Origin of the sequence: Mesorhizobium sp. B2-6-1 (assembly GCF_006440475.1) — a bacterium.
Classification (GTDB): Bacteria; Pseudomonadota; Alphaproteobacteria; order Rhizobiales; family Rhizobiaceae; genus Mesorhizobium.
This window is the reverse complement of the sequence record NZ_VFUH01000005.1, coordinates 130,710-147,596: the sequence shown is the minus strand read 5'-3', so window position 1 is coordinate 147,596 and position 16,887 is coordinate 130,710. Positions and strand designations below refer to the sequence as shown.

Annotated in this window: 16 protein-coding genes and 2 pseudogenes; 7 read left to right on the top strand and 11 right to left on the bottom strand. The window is 62.3% G+C overall.

The genetic code is table 11. The annotated features are described in order from the left end of the window. Positions 1–12: 12 nt before the first annotated feature. From tsf to FJ443_RS13195, 4 genes are all read right to left on the bottom strand, one after another. Positions 13–933, bottom strand: coding sequence for a translation elongation factor Ts (gene tsf, locus FJ443_RS13210; protein ID WP_140498706.1), 921 nt, complete (start codon positions 931–933; stop codon positions 13–15). A gap of 107 nt (positions 934–1,040) precedes the next feature. Continuing rightward, on the bottom strand, positions 1,041–1,823 hold the full coding sequence (rpsB, locus tag FJ443_RS13205) for a 30S ribosomal protein S2 (protein ID WP_140498708.1): 783 nt from the start codon (positions 1,821–1,823) through the stop codon (positions 1,041–1,043). 202 nt (positions 1,824–2,025) lie between these two features. Then, positions 2,026–2,304 carry a DUF4031 domain-containing protein gene (locus tag FJ443_RS13200; RefSeq protein WP_140557707.1) on the bottom strand — a complete coding sequence of 93 codons (279 nt, stop codon included), beginning with the start codon at positions 2,302–2,304 and terminating at the stop codon, positions 2,026–2,028. A 166-nt stretch (positions 2,305–2,470) separates the two neighbouring features. Beyond that, entirely contained in the window at positions 2,471–3,298 is an 828-nt protein-coding gene (locus tag FJ443_RS13195; RefSeq protein WP_140664392.1) for a cell envelope integrity EipB family protein, read from the bottom strand. A gap of 138 nt (positions 3,299–3,436) precedes the next feature. On the opposite strand from FJ443_RS13195, the gene FJ443_RS13190 reads away from it, so the two are divergent. The 4 genes from FJ443_RS13190 (at position 3,437) to FJ443_RS13175 (ending at position 6,503) form a co-directional block, all read left to right on the top strand. Then, entirely contained in the window at positions 3,437–3,901 is a 465-nt protein-coding gene (locus FJ443_RS13190) for a RidA family protein (RefSeq protein ID WP_140515352.1), read from the top strand. Between the two features lie 11 nt (positions 3,902–3,912). Continuing rightward, on the top strand, positions 3,913–4,641 hold the full coding sequence (locus FJ443_RS13185; protein ID WP_140515351.1) for a glycerophosphodiester phosphodiesterase: 729 nt from the start codon (positions 3,913–3,915) through the stop codon (positions 4,639–4,641). A gap of 55 nt (positions 4,642–4,696) precedes the next feature. Next, positions 4,697–5,911 (top strand): GNAT family N-acetyltransferase, encoded by a 1,215-nt coding sequence (locus FJ443_RS13180; protein WP_140515350.1) that lies wholly within the window; start codon positions 4,697–4,699, stop codon positions 5,909–5,911. Positions 5,912–6,068: 157 nt separating this feature from the next. Then, positions 6,069–6,503, top strand: coding sequence for an HIT family protein (locus FJ443_RS13175; protein WP_140515349.1), 435 nt, complete (start codon positions 6,069–6,071; stop codon positions 6,501–6,503). 185 nt (positions 6,504–6,688) lie between these two features. Here FJ443_RS13175 and FJ443_RS13170 read toward each other — a convergent pair whose 3' ends face one another. Then, positions 6,689–7,330: a chloramphenicol phosphotransferase gene (locus FJ443_RS13170; protein WP_140515348.1), complete on the bottom strand. Its 642-nt coding sequence runs from the start codon at positions 7,328–7,330 to the stop codon at positions 6,689–6,691. A gap of 115 nt (positions 7,331–7,445) precedes the next feature. On the opposite strand from FJ443_RS13170, the pseudogene FJ443_RS31155 reads away from it, so the two are divergent. Both FJ443_RS31155 and FJ443_RS31660 read left to right on the top strand, forming a co-directional pair. Next, positions 7,446–8,076: pseudogene (locus tag FJ443_RS31155) on the top strand (response regulator transcription factor); the annotation flags it as partial. Between the two features lie 3 nt (positions 8,077–8,079). Further along, positions 8,080–8,519, top strand: a pseudogene (locus FJ443_RS31660) (DUF3313 family protein); the annotation flags it as partial. A gap of 59 nt (positions 8,520–8,578) precedes the next feature. Here the strand turns inward: FJ443_RS31660 and clpA are convergent. The 3 genes from clpA to FJ443_RS13145 all read right to left on the bottom strand — a co-directional run bounded on the left by clpA (position 8,579) and on the right by FJ443_RS13145 (position 11,983). Further along, on the bottom strand, positions 8,579–11,047 hold the full coding sequence (gene clpA / locus FJ443_RS13155; RefSeq protein ID WP_140525247.1) for an ATP-dependent Clp protease ATP-binding subunit ClpA: 2,469 nt from the start codon (positions 11,045–11,047) through the stop codon (positions 8,579–8,581). A 6-nt stretch (positions 11,048–11,053) separates the two neighbouring features. Continuing rightward, a complete protein-coding gene (clpS, locus tag FJ443_RS13150; protein WP_027051901.1) occupies positions 11,054–11,383 on the bottom strand; it encodes an ATP-dependent Clp protease adapter ClpS in 330 nt (109 codons plus the stop codon). Between the two features lie 270 nt (positions 11,384–11,653). Then, a complete protein-coding gene (locus FJ443_RS13145; RefSeq protein ID WP_140498728.1) occupies positions 11,654–11,983 on the bottom strand; it encodes a phasin family protein in 330 nt (109 codons plus the stop codon). Positions 11,984–12,266: 283 nt separating this feature from the next. On the opposite strand from FJ443_RS13145, the gene FJ443_RS13140 reads away from it, so the two are divergent. Next, on the top strand, positions 12,267–13,700 hold the full coding sequence (locus FJ443_RS13140; RefSeq protein ID WP_140525248.1) for a D-alanyl-D-alanine carboxypeptidase: 1,434 nt from the start codon (positions 12,267–12,269) through the stop codon (positions 13,698–13,700). 47 nt (positions 13,701–13,747) lie between these two features. Here the strand turns inward: FJ443_RS13140 and FJ443_RS13135 are convergent, their stop codons facing one another. From FJ443_RS13135 to FJ443_RS13125, 3 genes are all read right to left on the bottom strand, one after another. Continuing rightward, positions 13,748–14,446 carry a DnaJ domain-containing protein gene (locus tag FJ443_RS13135; RefSeq protein WP_140498732.1) on the bottom strand — a complete coding sequence of 233 codons (699 nt, stop codon included), beginning with the start codon at positions 14,444–14,446 and terminating at the stop codon, positions 13,748–13,750. Between the two features lie 375 nt (positions 14,447–14,821). Then, entirely contained in the window at positions 14,822–15,259 is a 438-nt protein-coding gene (locus FJ443_RS13130) for a DUF1489 family protein (RefSeq protein WP_140498734.1), read from the bottom strand. 69 nt (positions 15,260–15,328) lie between these two features. Continuing rightward, entirely contained in the window at positions 15,329–16,732 is a 1,404-nt protein-coding gene (locus FJ443_RS13125) for an L-serine ammonia-lyase (protein WP_140664387.1), read from the bottom strand. Positions 16,733–16,887: the final 155 nt, after the last annotated feature.

The window sequence follows — 16,887 nt, the reverse complement described above, 5'->3', positions numbered from 1 at the left end:
TTGTTCTTCGGGCTATTTCTTGACCGCCGCCGCGACTTCCGCCGCGAAATCGGTCGCTTCCTTCTCGATGCCTTCGCCGAGCGCGAAACGCAGATAGGCCGAGATCTTGGCCGGAGCGCCTATCTCCTTCTCGGCATCCTTCAGCGCCTTCTCGACGGTGATGTCGGGATTGAGCACGAAGGCCTGCTTCAGAAGCACGACTTCCTCGTAGAACTTGCGCAGGCGGCCCTCGACCATCTTCTCGATGATCGCCTCCGGCTTGCCGGACTGGCGTGCCTGGTCGGCGAAGATCGCCTTCTCGCGCTCGACTGCCGCGGGATCGAGTTCCTCGGTGGTCAGTGCCATCGGGTTGGTGGCGGCGACATGCATGGCGACCTGGCGGGCGAATGCATTGGCCGCGTGCTCGTTGCCCGTGGTCTCGATAGCGACCAGGACGCCCAGCTTGCCAAGGCCGTCGGCAACCGCGTTGTGAACATAGGTCGCGACGGCGCCGTGCGGAACGGTGAGCTTGGCCGAACGGCGGAAGCCCATGTTCTCGCCGATGGTACCGACGGCGTCCTTGATGGTGTCGGTGACCGACTTGTCCGAACCCGGGTACTTCGCGGCAGCCACGGCCTCGCTCGTGCCATAGGCCAGCGCCACCTTGGCGACGTTGGCGACGATCTCCTGGAAGGCGGCGTTGCGGGCGACGAAGTCGGTCTCGGAATTGACCTCGACGACCGCGGCCTCGCGCACGCCGGAATCGACGCCGATCAGGCCCTCGGCCGCGGTGCGGCCTGCCTTCTTGTCGGCCTTGGAGATACCCTTCTTGCGCAGCCAGTCGACGGCTTCTTCCATGTTGCCGTTGGTCTCGTTCAACGCCGCCTTGCAGTCCATCATGCCCGCGCCGGTCAAGTCGCGGAGTTCTTTGACCTGTGCAGCCGAAATGCTCATTGTCGCCTCTTTGTTCAAATGCGCCGACGCACCATCGAATCTCGACGGTGCGTCCGTTTAACGCGTCAAAATATTAGAAAGATGAAGGCCGTGACCGGCCCTCGCTATCACGCTTCCGGAGTTTCCGCCGCCGGAGTTTCGCCGAGCACCGGCTCGACCGGAGCTTCCACCGAAGCGCCGATGTCGACACCCAGCGCGCCCTGCTGGCGGGCGATGCCGTCGATGGCAGCCTTCGCGATGAGGTCGCAATAGAGCTGGATGGCGCGCGCGGCGTCGTCATTGCCGGGGATCGGGAAGTCGATCTTGTCCGGATCGCAGTTCGAATCGATGATGGCGACGACCGGAATGCCAAGGCGCTTGGCCTCGAGGATGGCGATCGCTTCCTTGTTGGTGTCGATCACGAACATCAGGTCGGGCGTCGAGCCCATGTCCTTGATGCCGCCGAGAGCCTTGTCGAGCTTCTCGCGCTCGCGGTCGAGATTGAGACGCTCCTTCTTGGTCAACCCTTGCGCCTCGCCGGCCAGCATCTCGTCGAGCTTGCGCAGGCGCTGGATCGAGTTCGAGATCGTCTTCCAGTTGGTCAGCATGCCGCCCAGCCAACGCGAGTTGACATAGTACTGGGCCGAACGCTGCGCGGCATCGGCGACGATGTCGGACGCCTGGCGCTTGGTGCCGACGAACAGCACGCGGCCGCCCTTGGCGACGGTGTCGGAAACCTGCTTCAGCGCCTGGTGCAGCAACGGCACCGTTTGGCTGAGGTCGATGATGTGGATGTTGTTGCGGGCGCCGTAGATATAGGGCGCCATCTTCGGGTTCCAGCGGTGGGTCTGGTGGCCGAAGTGAATGCCAGCTTCCAAAAGCTGGCGCATGCTGAAATCAGGCAGAGCCATTCTCATTTTCCTTTCCGGTTAGCCTCCACGGACACAGGCATTTTCGGACGAAGTCCTCGACGCCACCGGAGGTTTCAGCCGGATTTCTCCCGGGCAGACACCAAAGTCCGTGTGTGGAATGAGCGCGCATATAGAGGGGAAGTGCTCCAAACGCAAGCGCAACGACGCATTGCGGCGCGCCTGCGGCGATCCGCGCGTGCCCTCAACGCTTTATCTTACCCTTTGGCACCCTCACCCGCCGGAAGATCGCGACGATCTCTTCACGATTGCACTCGATGGCACCGAGCCGCACCGCGCGGTCGCGCTCGAAACCGGTTATGTCATAATGCGGCGCCGATGTCTTCGGCGGCCCCTGGTAGGATGAGCGCTTGATGCCGAGTTGCGCGGCGAAACGATGCAGTTCATCGGTGTCGTCGGCCATCAGATGGCACCAGCGATGGCCAACCCATTTCCAGATCGCCGCGTCGACATAGACCGCCATGAGGCTCGCCGCATTCCTTCTTCCGCCGACCGGTACCGGCGACGAGCGATGATAGAAGGGATTCGCACAGAAGATGAAGCGGCCGGCGGCCTCGAGAAGATGAGAAGCCGCCGCGACGCTTTCAAGCCGTGGACCGCGACGGCGCTGCGTCGACGCAAATCGAAGTTTATTTCGTCGGGCAGGCCTTCGTCTGGTCGAAAAGCGACAGATTGACCAGCTTGCCGGTCATGGAGAAATCGCCATAGTCCATGGTTAGATCGCGGGTGATGCCGTTCTCGTGCAGCTTGAAGCTGATCCGGTATTCCGGCGTCTCTTCTCCGTTCTTGGCACTGTCGTCGAAATAGGCGATGTCGACCGGCCAGTATTTGTCGGTGGCAAGCTTGGCCAGCGCCGGCGCTTCCGGATCGGCCTTGTCGGCATCGGTCCTCTTGCCGACGACGACGGTGGTGGACATCACCTTGTTGGCGTCCTCGGAGCCGTCGAACAGATTGGTTTGATAGAAGTTTTCACCTTTCTCGGCCTTGTCTATCAATTCGACCAGATGCTGGGTCGGAAACTGGGTGGCGGCAAGTTCCAGGCTGCTCTTCTCGGGCTTGTCGATGTCGACCTTTAGCCCTTGCGTTTCTTTCGTGGCGACACCCTTGACCTCCTTGTCGAGGTTCTGGTCGACGAAGGATTTGGTCACGAACGAGAAGGTCTTGCCTTCGGCGTCTTCGAACGTCGTCGTCTGCTGGTCGGTCAGCTTGGTGTTGTCGCTGGTGGCAATCTGGGTGACAAAGCGGAATTTCACCGTATAGCCTTCGCAGGCCGAGCCGTTGAATTCATAGACCATGCGGCCGGTAATGCCGGTGATCCCGGAGCGGTCGTCCGCCTTCTTGAGCGTAAGGTCGTAAACGGCGCGATGCGCCTGCAGCGCCGGCACGGCGAAAGCGGGACCTATCGAAAAGACCGCCGGCAACAGGACGGCATGGAATACAAGGCGCGTTGCGCGCATGAGAGGCTCCGATCATCGCGGCTGATGGCAGGCCGCAGGGAAAGATGGTCCAGCTTAAAAAAAGTCGTGGCGGAAGCGAGGCAAAAATAGCAATTTCGGCCCGGCCGGCGCGGCACCTTCCAGCAATAGGGAAAAGCAATGAGTGAAACAATCGAAAAGCGGCTAAGCGACCTCGGGGTCACCATTCCCGCGGCCGCGGCGCCTGCCGCCAACTACGTGCCCTATTGCAGGACCGGAAACCTGCTTTTCACCGCCGGACAGTTGCCGCTCAAGGACGGCAAGCTGCAGGCGAGCGGACTGCTTGGCCTGGACGTCGACACAGCAACCGGCAAGGAAGCGGCAAAATACTGCGCGATCAACATTCTGGCGCAGGCCAAGGCGGCACTTGGCGATCTCGAGAAGATACGCCGGCTGGTCAAGATCACCGTCTTCGTCGCCTCGGCGCCGGATTTCCTCGAGCAGCATCTGGTCGCAAACGGCGCCTCCGATTTCCTGGTGGCGGCGCTCGGCGAGCGCGGCAAGCATGCCCGTTCCGCCGTCGGCACGGCTTCGCTGCCGCTTAATGCCGCGGTGGAAATCGAAGCGATCTTCGAAGTCGAGTGAGCGAGCCTGACATGACCGACCTTTCCTGGCTGATTGCCCGGCCTGTCGCCCATCGCGGCTTTCACGACATGAACAAGACGCGCTGGGAAAACACCCTCTCCGCCTTTGCCGCCGCGGCCGAACGCGGCTATGCCATCGAATGCGACGTGCACCTGTCGTCGGACGGAGTTCCCGTCATTATCCATGATGGCGACTTGCAGCGGCTGACTGGGCACGACGGTTTCGTCTGGCAGCGCACGGCGGCCGAACTGGCAGCGCTCAAGGTCGGCGGCACGTCTGATCATGTGCCGACGCTGCGCGAGGCGCTCGATCTGATCGACGGGCGGGTGCCGCTGGTGGTCGAACTAAAAGGCGTGGCTGGATACGACAATGGCCTTGTGGCGAGCGTCGGTAGGCTGCTCAAGCGCTACAAAGGCAAGGTGGCGATCATGTCGTTCGACCACTGGCTGATCCGCGATTTCGCCAGGGATGCGCCGGGCATCCCGGCTGGATTGACCGCCTATGGCAAAGACGACAGGCTGATCGAAGCGCATTTCGCCATGCTGGCGCATCAGATCGCCTTCACCTCCTACGCAGCGGGCGACCTGCCGAATCCATTCGTCAGCTTTGTCCGTGAACGGCTCAAAATGCCGGTCATCACCTGGACGGTGCATGACCAGCCGGCGGTCGATCTTACATTCAAATATGCGGACCAGATGACGTTCGAAGGGTTCGAGCCCGATCTGGTCAAGGTCGCTTGATATGGGTGCCTAGAACGTGACTTGTAGCGGTCCGGATGGAGCTTAAATAAGCCTCATGGATCAGGGCGACGACGGCGACGGGCAAACGGTTGATGCGGAGTATGCGATCCGCATTGCGGCGGGCATCGGCGCCTTCACCTGCGAAGAGTGGGACGGTTTCGCCGGGACCACGCGCAGTGATGCCGAAAACGGTTATAACCCCCTCGTTTCATATGCTTTCCTGAGCGCACTCGAGGATTCCGGCTGCGCCGTGCGGCGCACTGGCTGGCAAGGTCATCATCTCAGGCTGGAGAATGGTCAAGGCACGCTGCTCGGCGCGGTCCCTTGCTATCTCAAGTCACACAGCCAGGGCGAATATGTGTTCGATCACGGCTGGTCGGATGCCTTCGAGCGCGCCGGCGGCCGTTATTATCCCAAGCTGCAATGCTCGGTACCGTTCACGCCGGTCACCGGCCCTCGCCTGCTGGTGAGCAGGGGCCAGCATTCCGGCACCGTCAAGGCCGGGCTCGCCGCGGGATTGAAGGCAGTGGCGGAAAAGCTCGGCGTCTCTTCCGCGCATGTCACCTTCGCGCAGGAGAGCGACGTGGACGTGCTGGAGGCGGCGGGCTTCCTGCATCGCACCGACCAGCAGTTCCACTTCGTCAACGAGGGCTTCTCGACCTATGACGATTTCCTCGCCACGCTGGCCTCCCGCAAGCGCAAGGCCATGAAGAAGGAGCGCCGCGAGGCGCTTGCCGACGGCATCTCCATCGACTGGCTTACCGGCAAGGACCTTACAGAACGGGCCTGGGACGATTTCTTCGCCTTCTACATGGACACCGGCAGCCGCAAATGGGGCCGGCCCTATCTGAACCGGGAATTCTTCTCGCTGATCGGCGAGCGCATGGCCGAGGACATCCTGCTGGTGATGGCCAGGCGCAACGGCCGCTACATTGCCGGCGCTATCAACTTCATCGGCTCCGATGCGCTCTACGGCCGCAACTGGGGCTGCATCGAGGATCATCCGTTCCTGCATTTCGAGGTCTGCTATCACCAGGCCATCGACTTCGCCATCGAACGCAAGCTGAAGGTGGTCGAGGCGGGCGCACAGGGCGAACACAAGCTGGCGCGAGGCTACCGGCCGGTGATCATGCATTCCGCGCATTACATCGCCCATCCCGGCCTGCGCAACGCCGTCGCCGACTATCTCAGGCGCGAACGGCGCGAGGTGGAACGCATGAGCGAATATCTCGAAGAACACACGCCATTCCGCAAGGATCTGGAGGAGTAGGCCATCCCGCGGGGCAGGAGCATATGTCAGGTTCGGCATACCTGGGTTGGCAGTGCACGCCTGTCGAGATCGGCTTCATCGATCTCGCCTGATCGTCTTGCCGCTCACGAAAGGCTTCGCTACACCAATCAGCGAGGCACAATCCGGAGCGTTCGCCATGGCCGAAACCGCTTATGACACCGACAACATCTTTGCCAAGATCCTGCGCGGTGAAATTCCCTCGCATCGCGTCTACGAGGATGAAGCGGTCGTTGCCTTCATGGATGTGATGCCGCAGGGGCCGGGCCATACGCTGGTGGTGCCGAAGGCGCCGTCGCGTAATCTGCTCGACGCCGATCCGGCAACGTTCGGCCCGCTTTTCACGGTCGTGCAGAAGGTGGCGGTCGCCGTCCGCAAGGCATTCAAGGCCGATGGCGTCACCGTGATGCAGTTCAACGAGCCGGCCTCCGGGCAGACCGTCTATCACCTTCACGTCCACGTCATTCCGCGCTTCGAAGGCATCGCGCTGAAGCCGCATACGGGCCAGATGGAGAAACCCGAGGTGCTGGCCGAGAATGCCGGCCGGATAAAGGCGGCCATGCCACTATCCTGACGCCTGGCTTTCAGTTGCCCCATTGCGGCCGTCTGGGGAAGTTGCGCATCGAAAACGATGAACCCGAGCCGCCAGCATATCAGCGTGATCGCCATTCCGCTGAACATCTACCAAATTGTGCCCGCCGTGGACGACGATCGCGCCGCGCGGCCGAGATTCCCCCATCGCCGGCTGAGAGCACGCGATCAGGATAGCTTGTCCCTGGAGAATGCCGACAGCCTCTCAAACGCCGTCGGAGGCTCCACATTTTGCCTGAGCCGCCCGCGGATCGCATCCGCACATTGTGCTGGCGTCAGCAGCGATGTGTCGACTTCCAGATCATACACGCCAGGCCGGTGTACCTCCTCCTGCCACAGGCGCACCGCCAACGGCATGGGGTCGTCGGGCGATCCCGTCACATATCCCCTCCCCGCCGGACTGTCGGCGCGCCTCTGCATGATGATTTCGATCGGGCAGCGGACACCGACAAACAGAACCGGCAAGCCTGCGAGGCGCCGGGCGCAATCGACAAGGCAATCAAGGGGTCGCGAATAGCTGTCGTGATGACCGAGATCGGCCACGACATTCAACCCCACTCGGCTGTGGGCGGCGATCGATTCGTAGAGCGCGGCGTAGAACCTCGGCACGAGACCCTCGATATCCGGGCGCTCGCCGCCGGGCCGCAAACCTATGCCCGGGCGACAGCGCAGCGGCGTGACCTGCTCATAGGTGTCGACCCCCAGGTTCATCCATGGGCCCTCGAAGCTCTCCTGAACTGCCTGGACGATGCTCGATTTCCCCGATCGCGGTGCGCCGTTGAGGATGATGATCTGGCCTGGTCCGGACATAAAATTCCCCATCCCATGGAAATGAACGCACGCAGCCATCTGGCGAACGGCTGTTGTTCGCAATGCTGCTGTAATCCTGACGGATGACAAGGCACCGGCGAGACGTGGACGTGCAATGCGGGTTCTGTTGATCGAGGACGAAAGAGAAATGGCTGACGCGCTCACCAGGGCGCTTGGCAAACAAGGCGTCGTCGTCGATCACACCATGCTGCTTGGCGATGCTATCGAACTGTCGTGCCAGCACGTCTATGAGGGCAATCCTGCTCGACCGAACATTGCCGGATGGAGAGGGACTGAGCTTCATTCCCAGGCTGCGGGCGGCAGGTGTCGATGCGCCGGTGATCGTCCTGACGGCCCGCAACGAGCCGAAAGAGCGCATTGAGGGGCTCGATGCCGGCGCCGACGACTATCTGGGCAAACCCTTCCTGATCGATGAACTGATGGCGCGGCTGCGGGCGGTGTTGCGCAGGAGCCGCGGATTACCGTTGGCATGGTCACCATCGACCCGCTGAATTTCAGCGTGACGGTCGGGTCCAGCCCCGTCGATACCGAGACGCGAACTGTCCGTCCTGCCCGCCCTGGCAAAGCGGCGCGGAAAGACTGTCATCCGCTCCACGCTGGAAGAAGCCGTCTACAAATACGAGGACGAGATCCAGTCCAACGCCATCGACGCCCATATTTCGCGTCTGCGCAAAAGGCTGACGGATGCCGGTGCCTGGATGGCCATCCACAACGTCAGGGGCGTCGCCGTGCTGCCGGTTCCATTCCGCGCCTTCCCCTGGGTTTTGGAGGGCTCGCGGTCGAGGCGGAGGCACTTGACCGGAACGGCATCCAACGCGCTGCCATGGTCTGGTCCCGTGGAGCGAACTCCTTCACCAACGAGGCCATGGTCTCAGAAATCGGAGATGCGTACAGTCTGGGCGCTACTTTCGGAAACGACTTTTCGCGCATGCTCGTCACCGGCAAGGCGCCGTCGGGATTGCATATCTCGATACCGTCAGGCCAACGCATAAAATCGTTCCTCGGCGGCAAGCCGAAATACGCGGCCTGCGAGGTCTTTGGCCGCGCGCCCGGCCTGTTCGGCATGGTCGGCGCCAACGTGGGAGCACCACCGTCCTGGACGGACAAATCAGCCAAAACCCGCCCAACGCCGCTTGCTGTCCAGGGGCCGACAGCAGCGCTTCAGTGATCGTCGCTTTGTGCCAATGAAAAAGCCCCGTCTCCGGGGCTTTTTCGAGGGAGTGACTATCAGCTCTTGCGCGGCAGTTGCGGCACCAGGCTGCGCTTGCCACCGTCCTTGCCCTTGGGCTCGGGCTTCTGCGCGACGGCCTTCTTGGCCGCCGGCTTCTTGGCCACTGCCTTGCGCGGCTTGGGGGCGTCTTCCGGTTCTTCCTTCTTGGGCTTCACCGGTGCCTCGTCGGCGAGCGATTCGAGCTTCAGGCCGGTCTCGCCGGTTTCCTTCTTCTCGACGCTGACGCGCACCGTGCCACCCTTCTTGAGCTTTCCGAACAGCACTTCGTCTGCCAGCGGCTTCTTGATGTGCTCCTGGATGACGCGGCCGAGCGGACGCGCACCCATGCGCTCGTCATAGCCCTTGTCGGCGAGCCAGGCGATCGCATCCGGCGACAGGTCGAAGGTGACGCCACGCTCGGAGAGCTGGGCCTCCAGTTGCATGACGAACTTCTGCACCACCTGATGGATAACCGGCACCGGCAGCGAGCCGAACGGGATGATCGCATCGAGACGATTGCGGAACTCCGGCGTGAACAGCCGGTTGATCGCCTCGACATCGTCGCCTTCGCGCTTGGTCGACCCGAAACCGATCGCCGCGCGCTGCGCATCCGACGCGCCCGCATTGGTGGTCATGATCAGGATCACATTGCGGAAGTCGATCTGCTTGCCGTTGTGGTCGGTCAGCTTGCCATGGTCCATCACCTGCAACAGGATGTTGAACAGGTCCGGATGCGCCTTCTCGACTTCGTCCAGCAGCAGCACGCAATGCGGATGCTGGTCGACGCCGTCGGTCAAAAGGCCGCCCTGATCGAAACCGACATAGCCGGGAGGCGCGCCGATCAACCGAGAGACCGTGTGGCGTTCCATATATTCCGACATGTCGAAACGGATCAGCTCGACGCCGAGCGAAGCGGCCAATTGCTTGGCGACTTCGGTCTTGCCGACGCCGGTCGGACCCGAGAACAGATAGGAGCCGATCGGCTTCTCCGGTTCGCGCAGGCCGGCACGCGCCAGCTTGATCGCCGAGGTCAGCGCGGTGATCGCAGTGTCCTGGCCGTAGACGACGCGCTTCAGCTCGATGTCGAGACCCTGCAGCACCTTCTCGTCATCGGCCGAAACAGTCTTCGGCGGGATGCGCGCCATGGTGGCGATCGTCGCTTCGATCTCCTTGATGCCGATGGTCTTCTTGCGCTTGGCCTCCGGCACCAGCATCTGCGAGGCGCCGGTCTCGTCGATCACGTCGATCGCCTTATCCGGCAGCTTGCGGTCGTTGATGTAGCGCGCCGACAGCTCAACCGAAGCCTTGATGGCTTCCGTCGTGTAGCGGACCTTGTGGAACTCCTCGAAATAGGGCTTCAGGCCCTTCATGATCTCGATGGCGTCCTCGATGGTCGGCTCGTTGACGTCGATCTTCTGGAAGCGACGTACGAGCGCGCGGTCCTTCTCAAAGAACTGGCGGAACTCCTTGTAGGTTGTCGAACCGATGCAGCGGATCGCACCCGAAGACAGTGCCGGCTTCAACAGGTTCGACGCATCCATGGCGCCGCCCGACGTCGCGCCGGCGCCAATGACGGTGTGGATCTCGTCGATGAACAGCACAGCGCCCGGATAATCCTCGAGCTCCTTGACGACCTGCTTCAGTCGCTCCTCGAAATCGCCGCGATAGCGCGTGCCGGCCAAAAGCGTGCCCATGTCGAGCGCGAAGATGGTGGCGTTGTGCAAGACTTCCGGAACATCACCCTCGACGATGCGCTTGGCGAGGCCCTCGGCGATCGCCGTCTTGCCGACGCCGGGATCGCCGACATAAAGCGGATTGTTCTTGGAACGGCGGCACAGCACCTGGATGGTGCGGTTGATCTCGGACTCGCGCCCGATCAGCGGATCGATCTTGCCGGCCTTGGCCTTGTTGTTGAGATTGACGCAATAAGCGGTCAGCGCGTCCTGCTGCTGCTTCTTCTTGCCGCCTTCCTCTTGCGGCTCGGCGCCGTTCGCGCCACCCTGCTCGTCATCGGCGCCGCGCGGCGAACGCGTCTCCGACGCGCCCGGACGTTTGGCGATGCCGTGCGAGATGTAGTTGACCGCGTCGTAACGGGTCATCTGCTGTTCCTGCAGGAAATAGGCGGCATGGCTCTCGCGCTCGGCGAAGATGGCGACGAGCACGTTGGCGCCGGAGACCTCTTCGCGGCCGGACGACTGCACATGGATCACCGCACGCTGAATGACGCGCTGGAAGCCGGCGGTCGGCTTGGAATCCTCGTCATAGCCGGTAACCAGATTGTCGAGCTCGGTGTCGATATAGGTGAGAACAGTGTGCTTCAACTCGTCGAGATCGACATTGCAGGCGCGCATGACGGCGGCCGCCTCGGTGTCGTCGATCAGGGCGAGCAGCAGATGTTCAAGGGTTGCATATTCATGGTGCCGCTCGTTGGCGAGCGTCAGCGCTTGGTGAAGCGCCTTTTCCAGGCCTTGGGAGAAAGCCGGCATGTTACCTCACTTCTTCTCCATCACGCATTGCAGCGGATGCTGATTTTGTCGGGCGAAATCCATGACCTGGGACACTTTGGTCTCGGCCACCTCGAATGTATAGACCCCGCACTCGCCCACTCCATGATTGTGAACATGAAGCATGATGCGTGTGGCGGCTTCGCGGTCCTTCTGGAAAAAACGTTCCAGCACGTGAACCACGAACTCCATCGGTGTGTAGTCGTCGTTCAGGATGAGGACCCGATAGAGGCTGGGTTTCTTGGTCTTGGTCTTTGTGCGCGTGATGACCGCCGTGCCGCGGCCGGCCTCATTGCCGTCGCCGCTGCCGTTCTGCATCCGTGCCCTGGTGGCAGTCAAACCGATCGTCACGTAATCCTGCCTCTTTCGAATCCTCATGCGAGTTCGACATGTAGGTGTTCGATGGACGATTTTAAGCCCTTCTGGTTAGCTGACAATATGGCTAGGTGCCCAACTTGGCGGATTTTCGCAATCGTGAAGGCGAGCCAGGCCCCTGATCGGAAATTGACATGAAAAAACCCGGCCACGCTGGCGCGGCCGGGCTCTGTCTTGGCCCAATGGGCCCAGATCTCGTACTGCCGAACGAAATTACTTCGCCTTGGCAACGATCGATTCGAACGGCTTGTAGGCTTCCTTGGCGAGTTCGGCATAGAGGTCGCCGATCTTGGTGGCCTCGGCGACGAACGCCTCATAGGACTGCTTGGCATAGTCGGACTGGACCTCGATCGCCTTGTCGAGCGACTTGGCCGAAACAATCTTCTCGAAAGCGGCGCTGCCGGCTTCGAAGCTCTTCTTGGTGTATTCGCCGGCCTCGGCCGCAATTGCCTGCGCGCCCTTGGACAAAGAGGCGAAGCTCTTCAAGCCGGTGTCGGCGAACTCTTTGCCGTATTTGCTGAAGTCCTCATAGGTCTGCGTCATTTCAATTCTCCCTGGACGGTTGATGCGCCCTGCCCCGAGCGCCTTGTGCAATGCACTCGAATATATTGTGCGACGCACAAAAGTCAAGAAATCGCCAGCTTCCGTCCTAGCCGGTGTGGGCAATGGCTAAAATTCGAATAAACAGAGGCTCAAACCACCAGAAAATGGTGAACGCGGCGGTTACCATAAACGGATTGGTAACGCTGCCCCGATAGCTTGCCCGGAAGTGAGGCAGGATCCCTTTGCCGCCTCCAGCGCAACAAGAAATTCAAAGGAACTATCAGTGCGTCAGGCGTTGTCGGGCATCGTTTCCAAATCCGCGTCCCCTTTCAAAACGGTCATGATCATCGCCGTGGCGATGACCATCGTCGTTGCAAGTGCGGCCCCGTCGCTCGCCGCGAAGTCCGCGGCCATCGTGGTCGACGCCAAGACCGGCAAGGTGCTCTACTCCTCGGATGCCAACGCCCGGCGTTATCCCGCCTCGCTCACCAAGATGATGACGCTTTATTTGACTTTCGAGGCTCTGGCCAAGGGCAAGATCAGCCGGAACTCGCCGGTCGTCTTCTCGGCTCATGCCGCGGCAGAGCCGCCGACGAAGCTCGGCGTGAAGCCGGGCGGATCGGTGGCGGTCGAGACCGCCATCCTGTCGATGGTGACCAAATCGGCCAATGATTCGGCCACCGCGCTCGGCGAAATGCTCGGCGGCAACGAGACCAACTTCGCCCGCATGATGACTGCCAAGGCGCGGCAGCTCGGTATGAACGGCACCGTGTTCCGCAACGCCAACGGCTTGCCCGATCCCGGCCAGTTCACCACTGCGCGCGACATGGCAACGCTCGGCATCGCGCTGCGCGAACATTTCCCGCAATATTACGGCTATTTCTCGCAGCGCTCCTTCCTCTATGGCCGCCAGCGCATCAACGGCCACAACCGCCTGCTTGGACGCATCAAGGGCGTCGACGGCATCAAGACCGGCTACACCCGCGCTTCGGGCTTCAACCTGGTTTCGTCGGTTTCCGACGGCAACCGTCGCATTGTCGGCGTGGTCATGGGCGGCACCTCGGGCAGCAGCCGCGACAATCAGATGGCGGCCCTGATCAACACCTATCTGCCGCGGGCATCGACCCGAGGCGGCGGCGATCTGGTCGCCAAGGCCGATAGCGGCAACCCGGTGACGGCATTGGCCAAGGTGCTGTTGCCCAAGCACGACGCACCGACTCCGGATGAGAAGCCGATGGCGGTGGCCAGCGCCGATGACGCGGACGAGGCCGTTGCCGACGACGCGACGGTAGCCCAGGGCGACAGCGAGGACGCCGACGATAACGCAGCCGAAGAAACCAAAGTGGTTGTTCCGGCAAAGAAGGTGAAGACGGTTATCGTCTCCGCCCCCAAGGTCGCCACGGCACAGGTGGTGTCCGCTTATGCCGAGCCCGCGCCGGCCGTCGACCCGGTCAATACCGCGTCGGTGCCGTCGGGTTGGGCCATTCAGGTCGCCTCGTCGCCGAAACAGTCCGAAGCCCAGGCCTTCCTCGACAAGACCACCAAGCAGGCGCCCAAGGCGCTGGCAGATGCCTCCGGCTTCACCGTCGCCTTCGACAAGGACGGCGTCACGTACTACCGCGCCCGCTTCGGCGGCTTCGGTTCCAAGACCGCGGCCTGGAAGGCCTGCACCGCCCTCAAGAAGAAGAAAATCGAGTGCTACGCCGTCCAGCAGTAGGGACGGCGTAGAAGATATCTCCCGGAAAATTTCTGCGTCGAAGGAGACTAGTTGTGATTGGAGAGCAAGACGTCCTTGGCTTCGTTGATCCGCGCCGCCAGGAAAGACGTGCCGCCGATATCGGGGTGCAGGCGTTGCATCAGGCGGCGGTGCGCCTTGCGGACATCCGCCGCGGCGGCCCCCGCTTCAAGACCAAGGACCTTGTAGGCCTCCTCCTTAGTCATGGCGCCCGGACCTGGCGCAATACCCAGCCCTTCGCCACTGTGCGCCTCAGCGTTTTTGCGCCAGACGGGAAATCTGCCGTCAAGATACGTCTCTAGCAGTTGCCGGCTCTCCGGGTCACCGGAGAGTTCGCGAAACAGCTGCAGCAATTCGGCTTTGCCCATCGCACCAAGCATCTTGCCTTCATGGCGGCCTGCCAGGACAAGGCCTTCAAGGCCTCCTGTATCGTGATCGAGGTCCATTTCCAGCGCCGCTGTGCGTACGGTCGAGCGTCTCCGCGCCGGCATCACGGCTCGCCGGTTCAGCCGCATCGAGCCGTACCAGGCGATCGCTGCGAGCAGGATGATGCCGCCGAGACCGCCGCGCCCGACCAGCAGCACGGCGCCCCCGACCAACGCCAGCAAAACCGGCCCAACCTTCCTCATGTCGCCTGCAAGCCTGCTCGGGTCGGCCCGCACGAAAGCCGTTGCCAGGCCCATCAGCACCAGCAGCAATGCGACGACAGCGATGATCGCGCCTACCATATTCCACTGCCCCGTGAATGCCTGGCGATCGGCCGGTTTTCCAGACTATTCCTGAACACGAGCATGCCGCCACCGGGTGTTATTTCTGCGCCGCAATCATGACCTTGCGCGACACATGGTCCGCATCCCACCACGCCGCGGCGCGATGTGGTCGGCGCGAATGCGTCAGATATCGAAACCGGATGGTTCCTATCGCTCATGATTTTCAAGATGTGGCGTTGTCGCGACGCTTGCAAGTCCAACGGACAGCAACATTGAGGGCCAGCAACCGCAGTCCGCCTATACGGGCCGACCATGCCGCCAGATTGCCCCGGAGCAAGCTAACTGGCGGCTCGGAGAAAGCCAATGGGCGGCTCGGAACAAGCCGATTGTGACTTAGAGCAGGCCGAGATCGGCGAGCTCGCGCCGGAGTTTCGGCGGCATTTCGACCTGCCCCGGCTTGCCCTTGCCAAGATCGGCAGGTGCATCCGATGGCTTTAGATAGCGCCAGCCCTGAAAGGCGCGGCGCGGCTGCCAGTCGGTGCGCACCACTTGCGGATCCAGCATCAGATGGCAGCGGCCGATGCCCTCGTCATCAGTGAATGGCCGGATCTCGGTGATCAACTGCCGGCATTGCACACTTCCCTTGATCACCCAGTAGAGCGAGCCGCCGTCGGTAACCTCATCGGCGCGCGTCGGCACCATGCGGGTGGTGTGCCAATGCTCGGCCGGTTCGCCGGCACGGCGCCGCTCGTCGAGGCGGAACGCGATCCATTCTTCGAGATCCTCGACGCTGTCGCAGCCGACGCAGAGCTTTAGGAGGTTGAGAGCCATCGCCCAAGATTTAATCCGTCGCACGGATGCGTCAACGGCCTGAGCAAGTTCTCCACAGTGCCAGCGGGCTCAACACTCCACCACATTGACCGCCAGCCCGCCGAGGCTGGTCTCCTTGTACTTCTCGTTCATGTCGAGGCCGGTCTGGCGCATCGTCTCGATCGCGGCGTCCAGCGGCACGAAATGGGTGCCGTCGCCCTTGATGGCAAGCGAGGCGGCCGTCACCGCCTTGACCGCGCCCAGCGCATTGCGCTCGATGCAGGGCACCTGCACCAGCCCGCCGACCGGATCGCATGTCATGCCCAGATGGTGCTCCAGCGCGATCTCGGCGGCGTTCTCAACCTGTTCGGGCGTGCCGCCCATGACGGCGCACAGGCCGGCCGCCGCCATGGCCGAAGCCGAGCCCACCTCGCCCTGGCAGCCGACCTCGGCGCCGGAGATGGACGCATTGGACTTGATGATGCCGCCAACGGCGGCTGCCGTGAGCAGGAAATCGCGAATGCTGGGCTGGTCGGCCTCGGGATGGAAATGCAGCCAGTAGCGCAGCACCGCCGGCAGCGTCCCGGCCGCGCCGTTGGTCGGCGCGGTGACGACGCGCCCGCCGGCCGCATTCTCCTCGTTGACGGCCATGGCATAGATCGACAGCCAGTCATTGGCGAGCAGCGGATTGGGCCGGTTCTGCTGCCACTGCTCCTGCAGCTTGTCGTGCAATTGCCTGGCCCGGCGGCGCACCTTCAGCCCGCCCGGCATGATGCCGTCCTGCGACAGGCCGCGCTCGATGCAACTCTTCATGGCACCCCAGATGGCGTCGAGGCCGGCGTCGAGCTCATCGCGCGACATTTGTGTTTCCTCGTTGACCCGCTTCATCTCGGCAATGGAAAGGCCGCTCTTGCTAGCCATCTTCAGCATCTCGAGGGCGTTCTTGAAGGGATAAGGGACTTTTTTGCCTTCGGTCGTCACCGAACCCTTGGCTTTCATCCGCTGCAGCTCTTCTTCCGAAACCACGAAGCCGCCGCCGATCGAATAATAGATGCGCTTGAGCAGCAGGCGGTCGCCGGCATCATGGGCATAAAACGCCATGCCGTTGGCGTGGCCGGTGAGCGGCGTCTTGCGGTCGAGCACCAGGTCGCCGGCCGGATCGAAACGGTAGGAAGGATGACCAGGCGGTGAAATCAGCTTGTCGGCGGTGATGCGAGCGACAATGCCGTCCGCCTGGTCAGGGTCGACCGTCTGCGGCGTCTGCCCGGCAAGGCCGAGAATGACGGCACGGTCACTGCCATGGCCGATGCCGGTATAGGCGAGCGAGCCGTGCAGGCTGGCGCCGATGCGAGCGACCTTGGCGCCGGCCGGACGCGGCCAGTCGTCTCCGGCGATCTCGTCGAGGAAACGGCGGGCGGCCGTCATCGGTCCCATCGTGTGCGAACTCGATGGTCCGATGCCGATCTTGAACAGGTCGAAAACCGAAAGGAACACGCGCCACAATCTCCCGAAGCCGCTCTGGGACTACATATAGGAACTCCCGCGATGTTTCCGCTGTTTTGAACGGCGCGGCGCAGCGCCCGCCGACCTTGTTTGCTCCGGCAGCGACATGACCGTCGCTGCCGGCGGACGATCGAAGCAATCGCACT

Bases quoted from the DNA above. Each gene is read 5' to 3' on its own strand.
- FJ443_RS13130 (WP_140498734.1), bottom strand. From the start codon at position 15,259: ATGGCTCTCAACCTCCTAAAGCTCTGCGTCGGCTGCGACAGCGTCGAG.
- clpA (WP_140525247.1), bottom strand. From the start codon at position 11,047: ATGCCGGCTTTCTCCCAAGGCCTGGAAAAGGCGCTTCACCAAGCGCTG.
- FJ443_RS13175 (WP_140515349.1), top strand. From the start codon at position 6,069: ATGGCCGAAACCGCTTATGACACCGACAACATCTTTGCCAAGATCCTG.
- FJ443_RS13135 (WP_140498732.1), bottom strand. From the start codon at position 14,446: ATGGTAGGCGCGATCATCGCTGTCGTCGCATTGCTGCTGGTGCTGATG.
- FJ443_RS13180 (WP_140515350.1), top strand. From the start codon at position 4,697: ATGGATCAGGGCGACGACGGCGACGGGCAAACGGTTGATGCGGAGTAT.
- FJ443_RS13190 (WP_140515352.1), top strand. From the start codon at position 3,437: ATGAGTGAAACAATCGAAAAGCGGCTAAGCGACCTCGGGGTCACCATT.
- FJ443_RS13195 (WP_140664392.1), bottom strand. From the start codon at position 3,298: ATGCGCGCAACGCGCCTTGTATTCCATGCCGTCCTGTTGCCGGCGGTC.
- tsf (WP_140498706.1), bottom strand. From the start codon at position 933: ATGAGCATTTCGGCTGCACAGGTCAAAGAACTCCGCGACTTGACCGGC.
- rpsB (WP_140498708.1), bottom strand. From the start codon at position 1,823: ATGGCTCTGCCTGATTTCAGCATGCGCCAGCTTTTGGAAGCTGGCATT.
- FJ443_RS13145 (WP_140498728.1), bottom strand. From the start codon at position 11,983: ATGACGCAGACCTATGAGGACTTCAGCAAATACGGCAAAGAGTTCGCC.
- clpS (WP_027051901.1), bottom strand. From the start codon at position 11,383: ATGCAGAACGGCAGCGGCGACGGCAATGAGGCCGGCCGCGGCACGGCG.
- FJ443_RS13200 (WP_140557707.1), bottom strand. From the start codon at position 2,304: ATGGCGGTCTATGTCGACGCGGCGATCTGGAAATGGGTTGGCCATCGC.
- FJ443_RS13185 (WP_140515351.1), top strand. From the start codon at position 3,913: ATGACCGACCTTTCCTGGCTGATTGCCCGGCCTGTCGCCCATCGCGGC.
- FJ443_RS13170 (WP_140515348.1), bottom strand. From the start codon at position 7,330: ATGTCCGGACCAGGCCAGATCATCATCCTCAACGGCGCACCGCGATCG.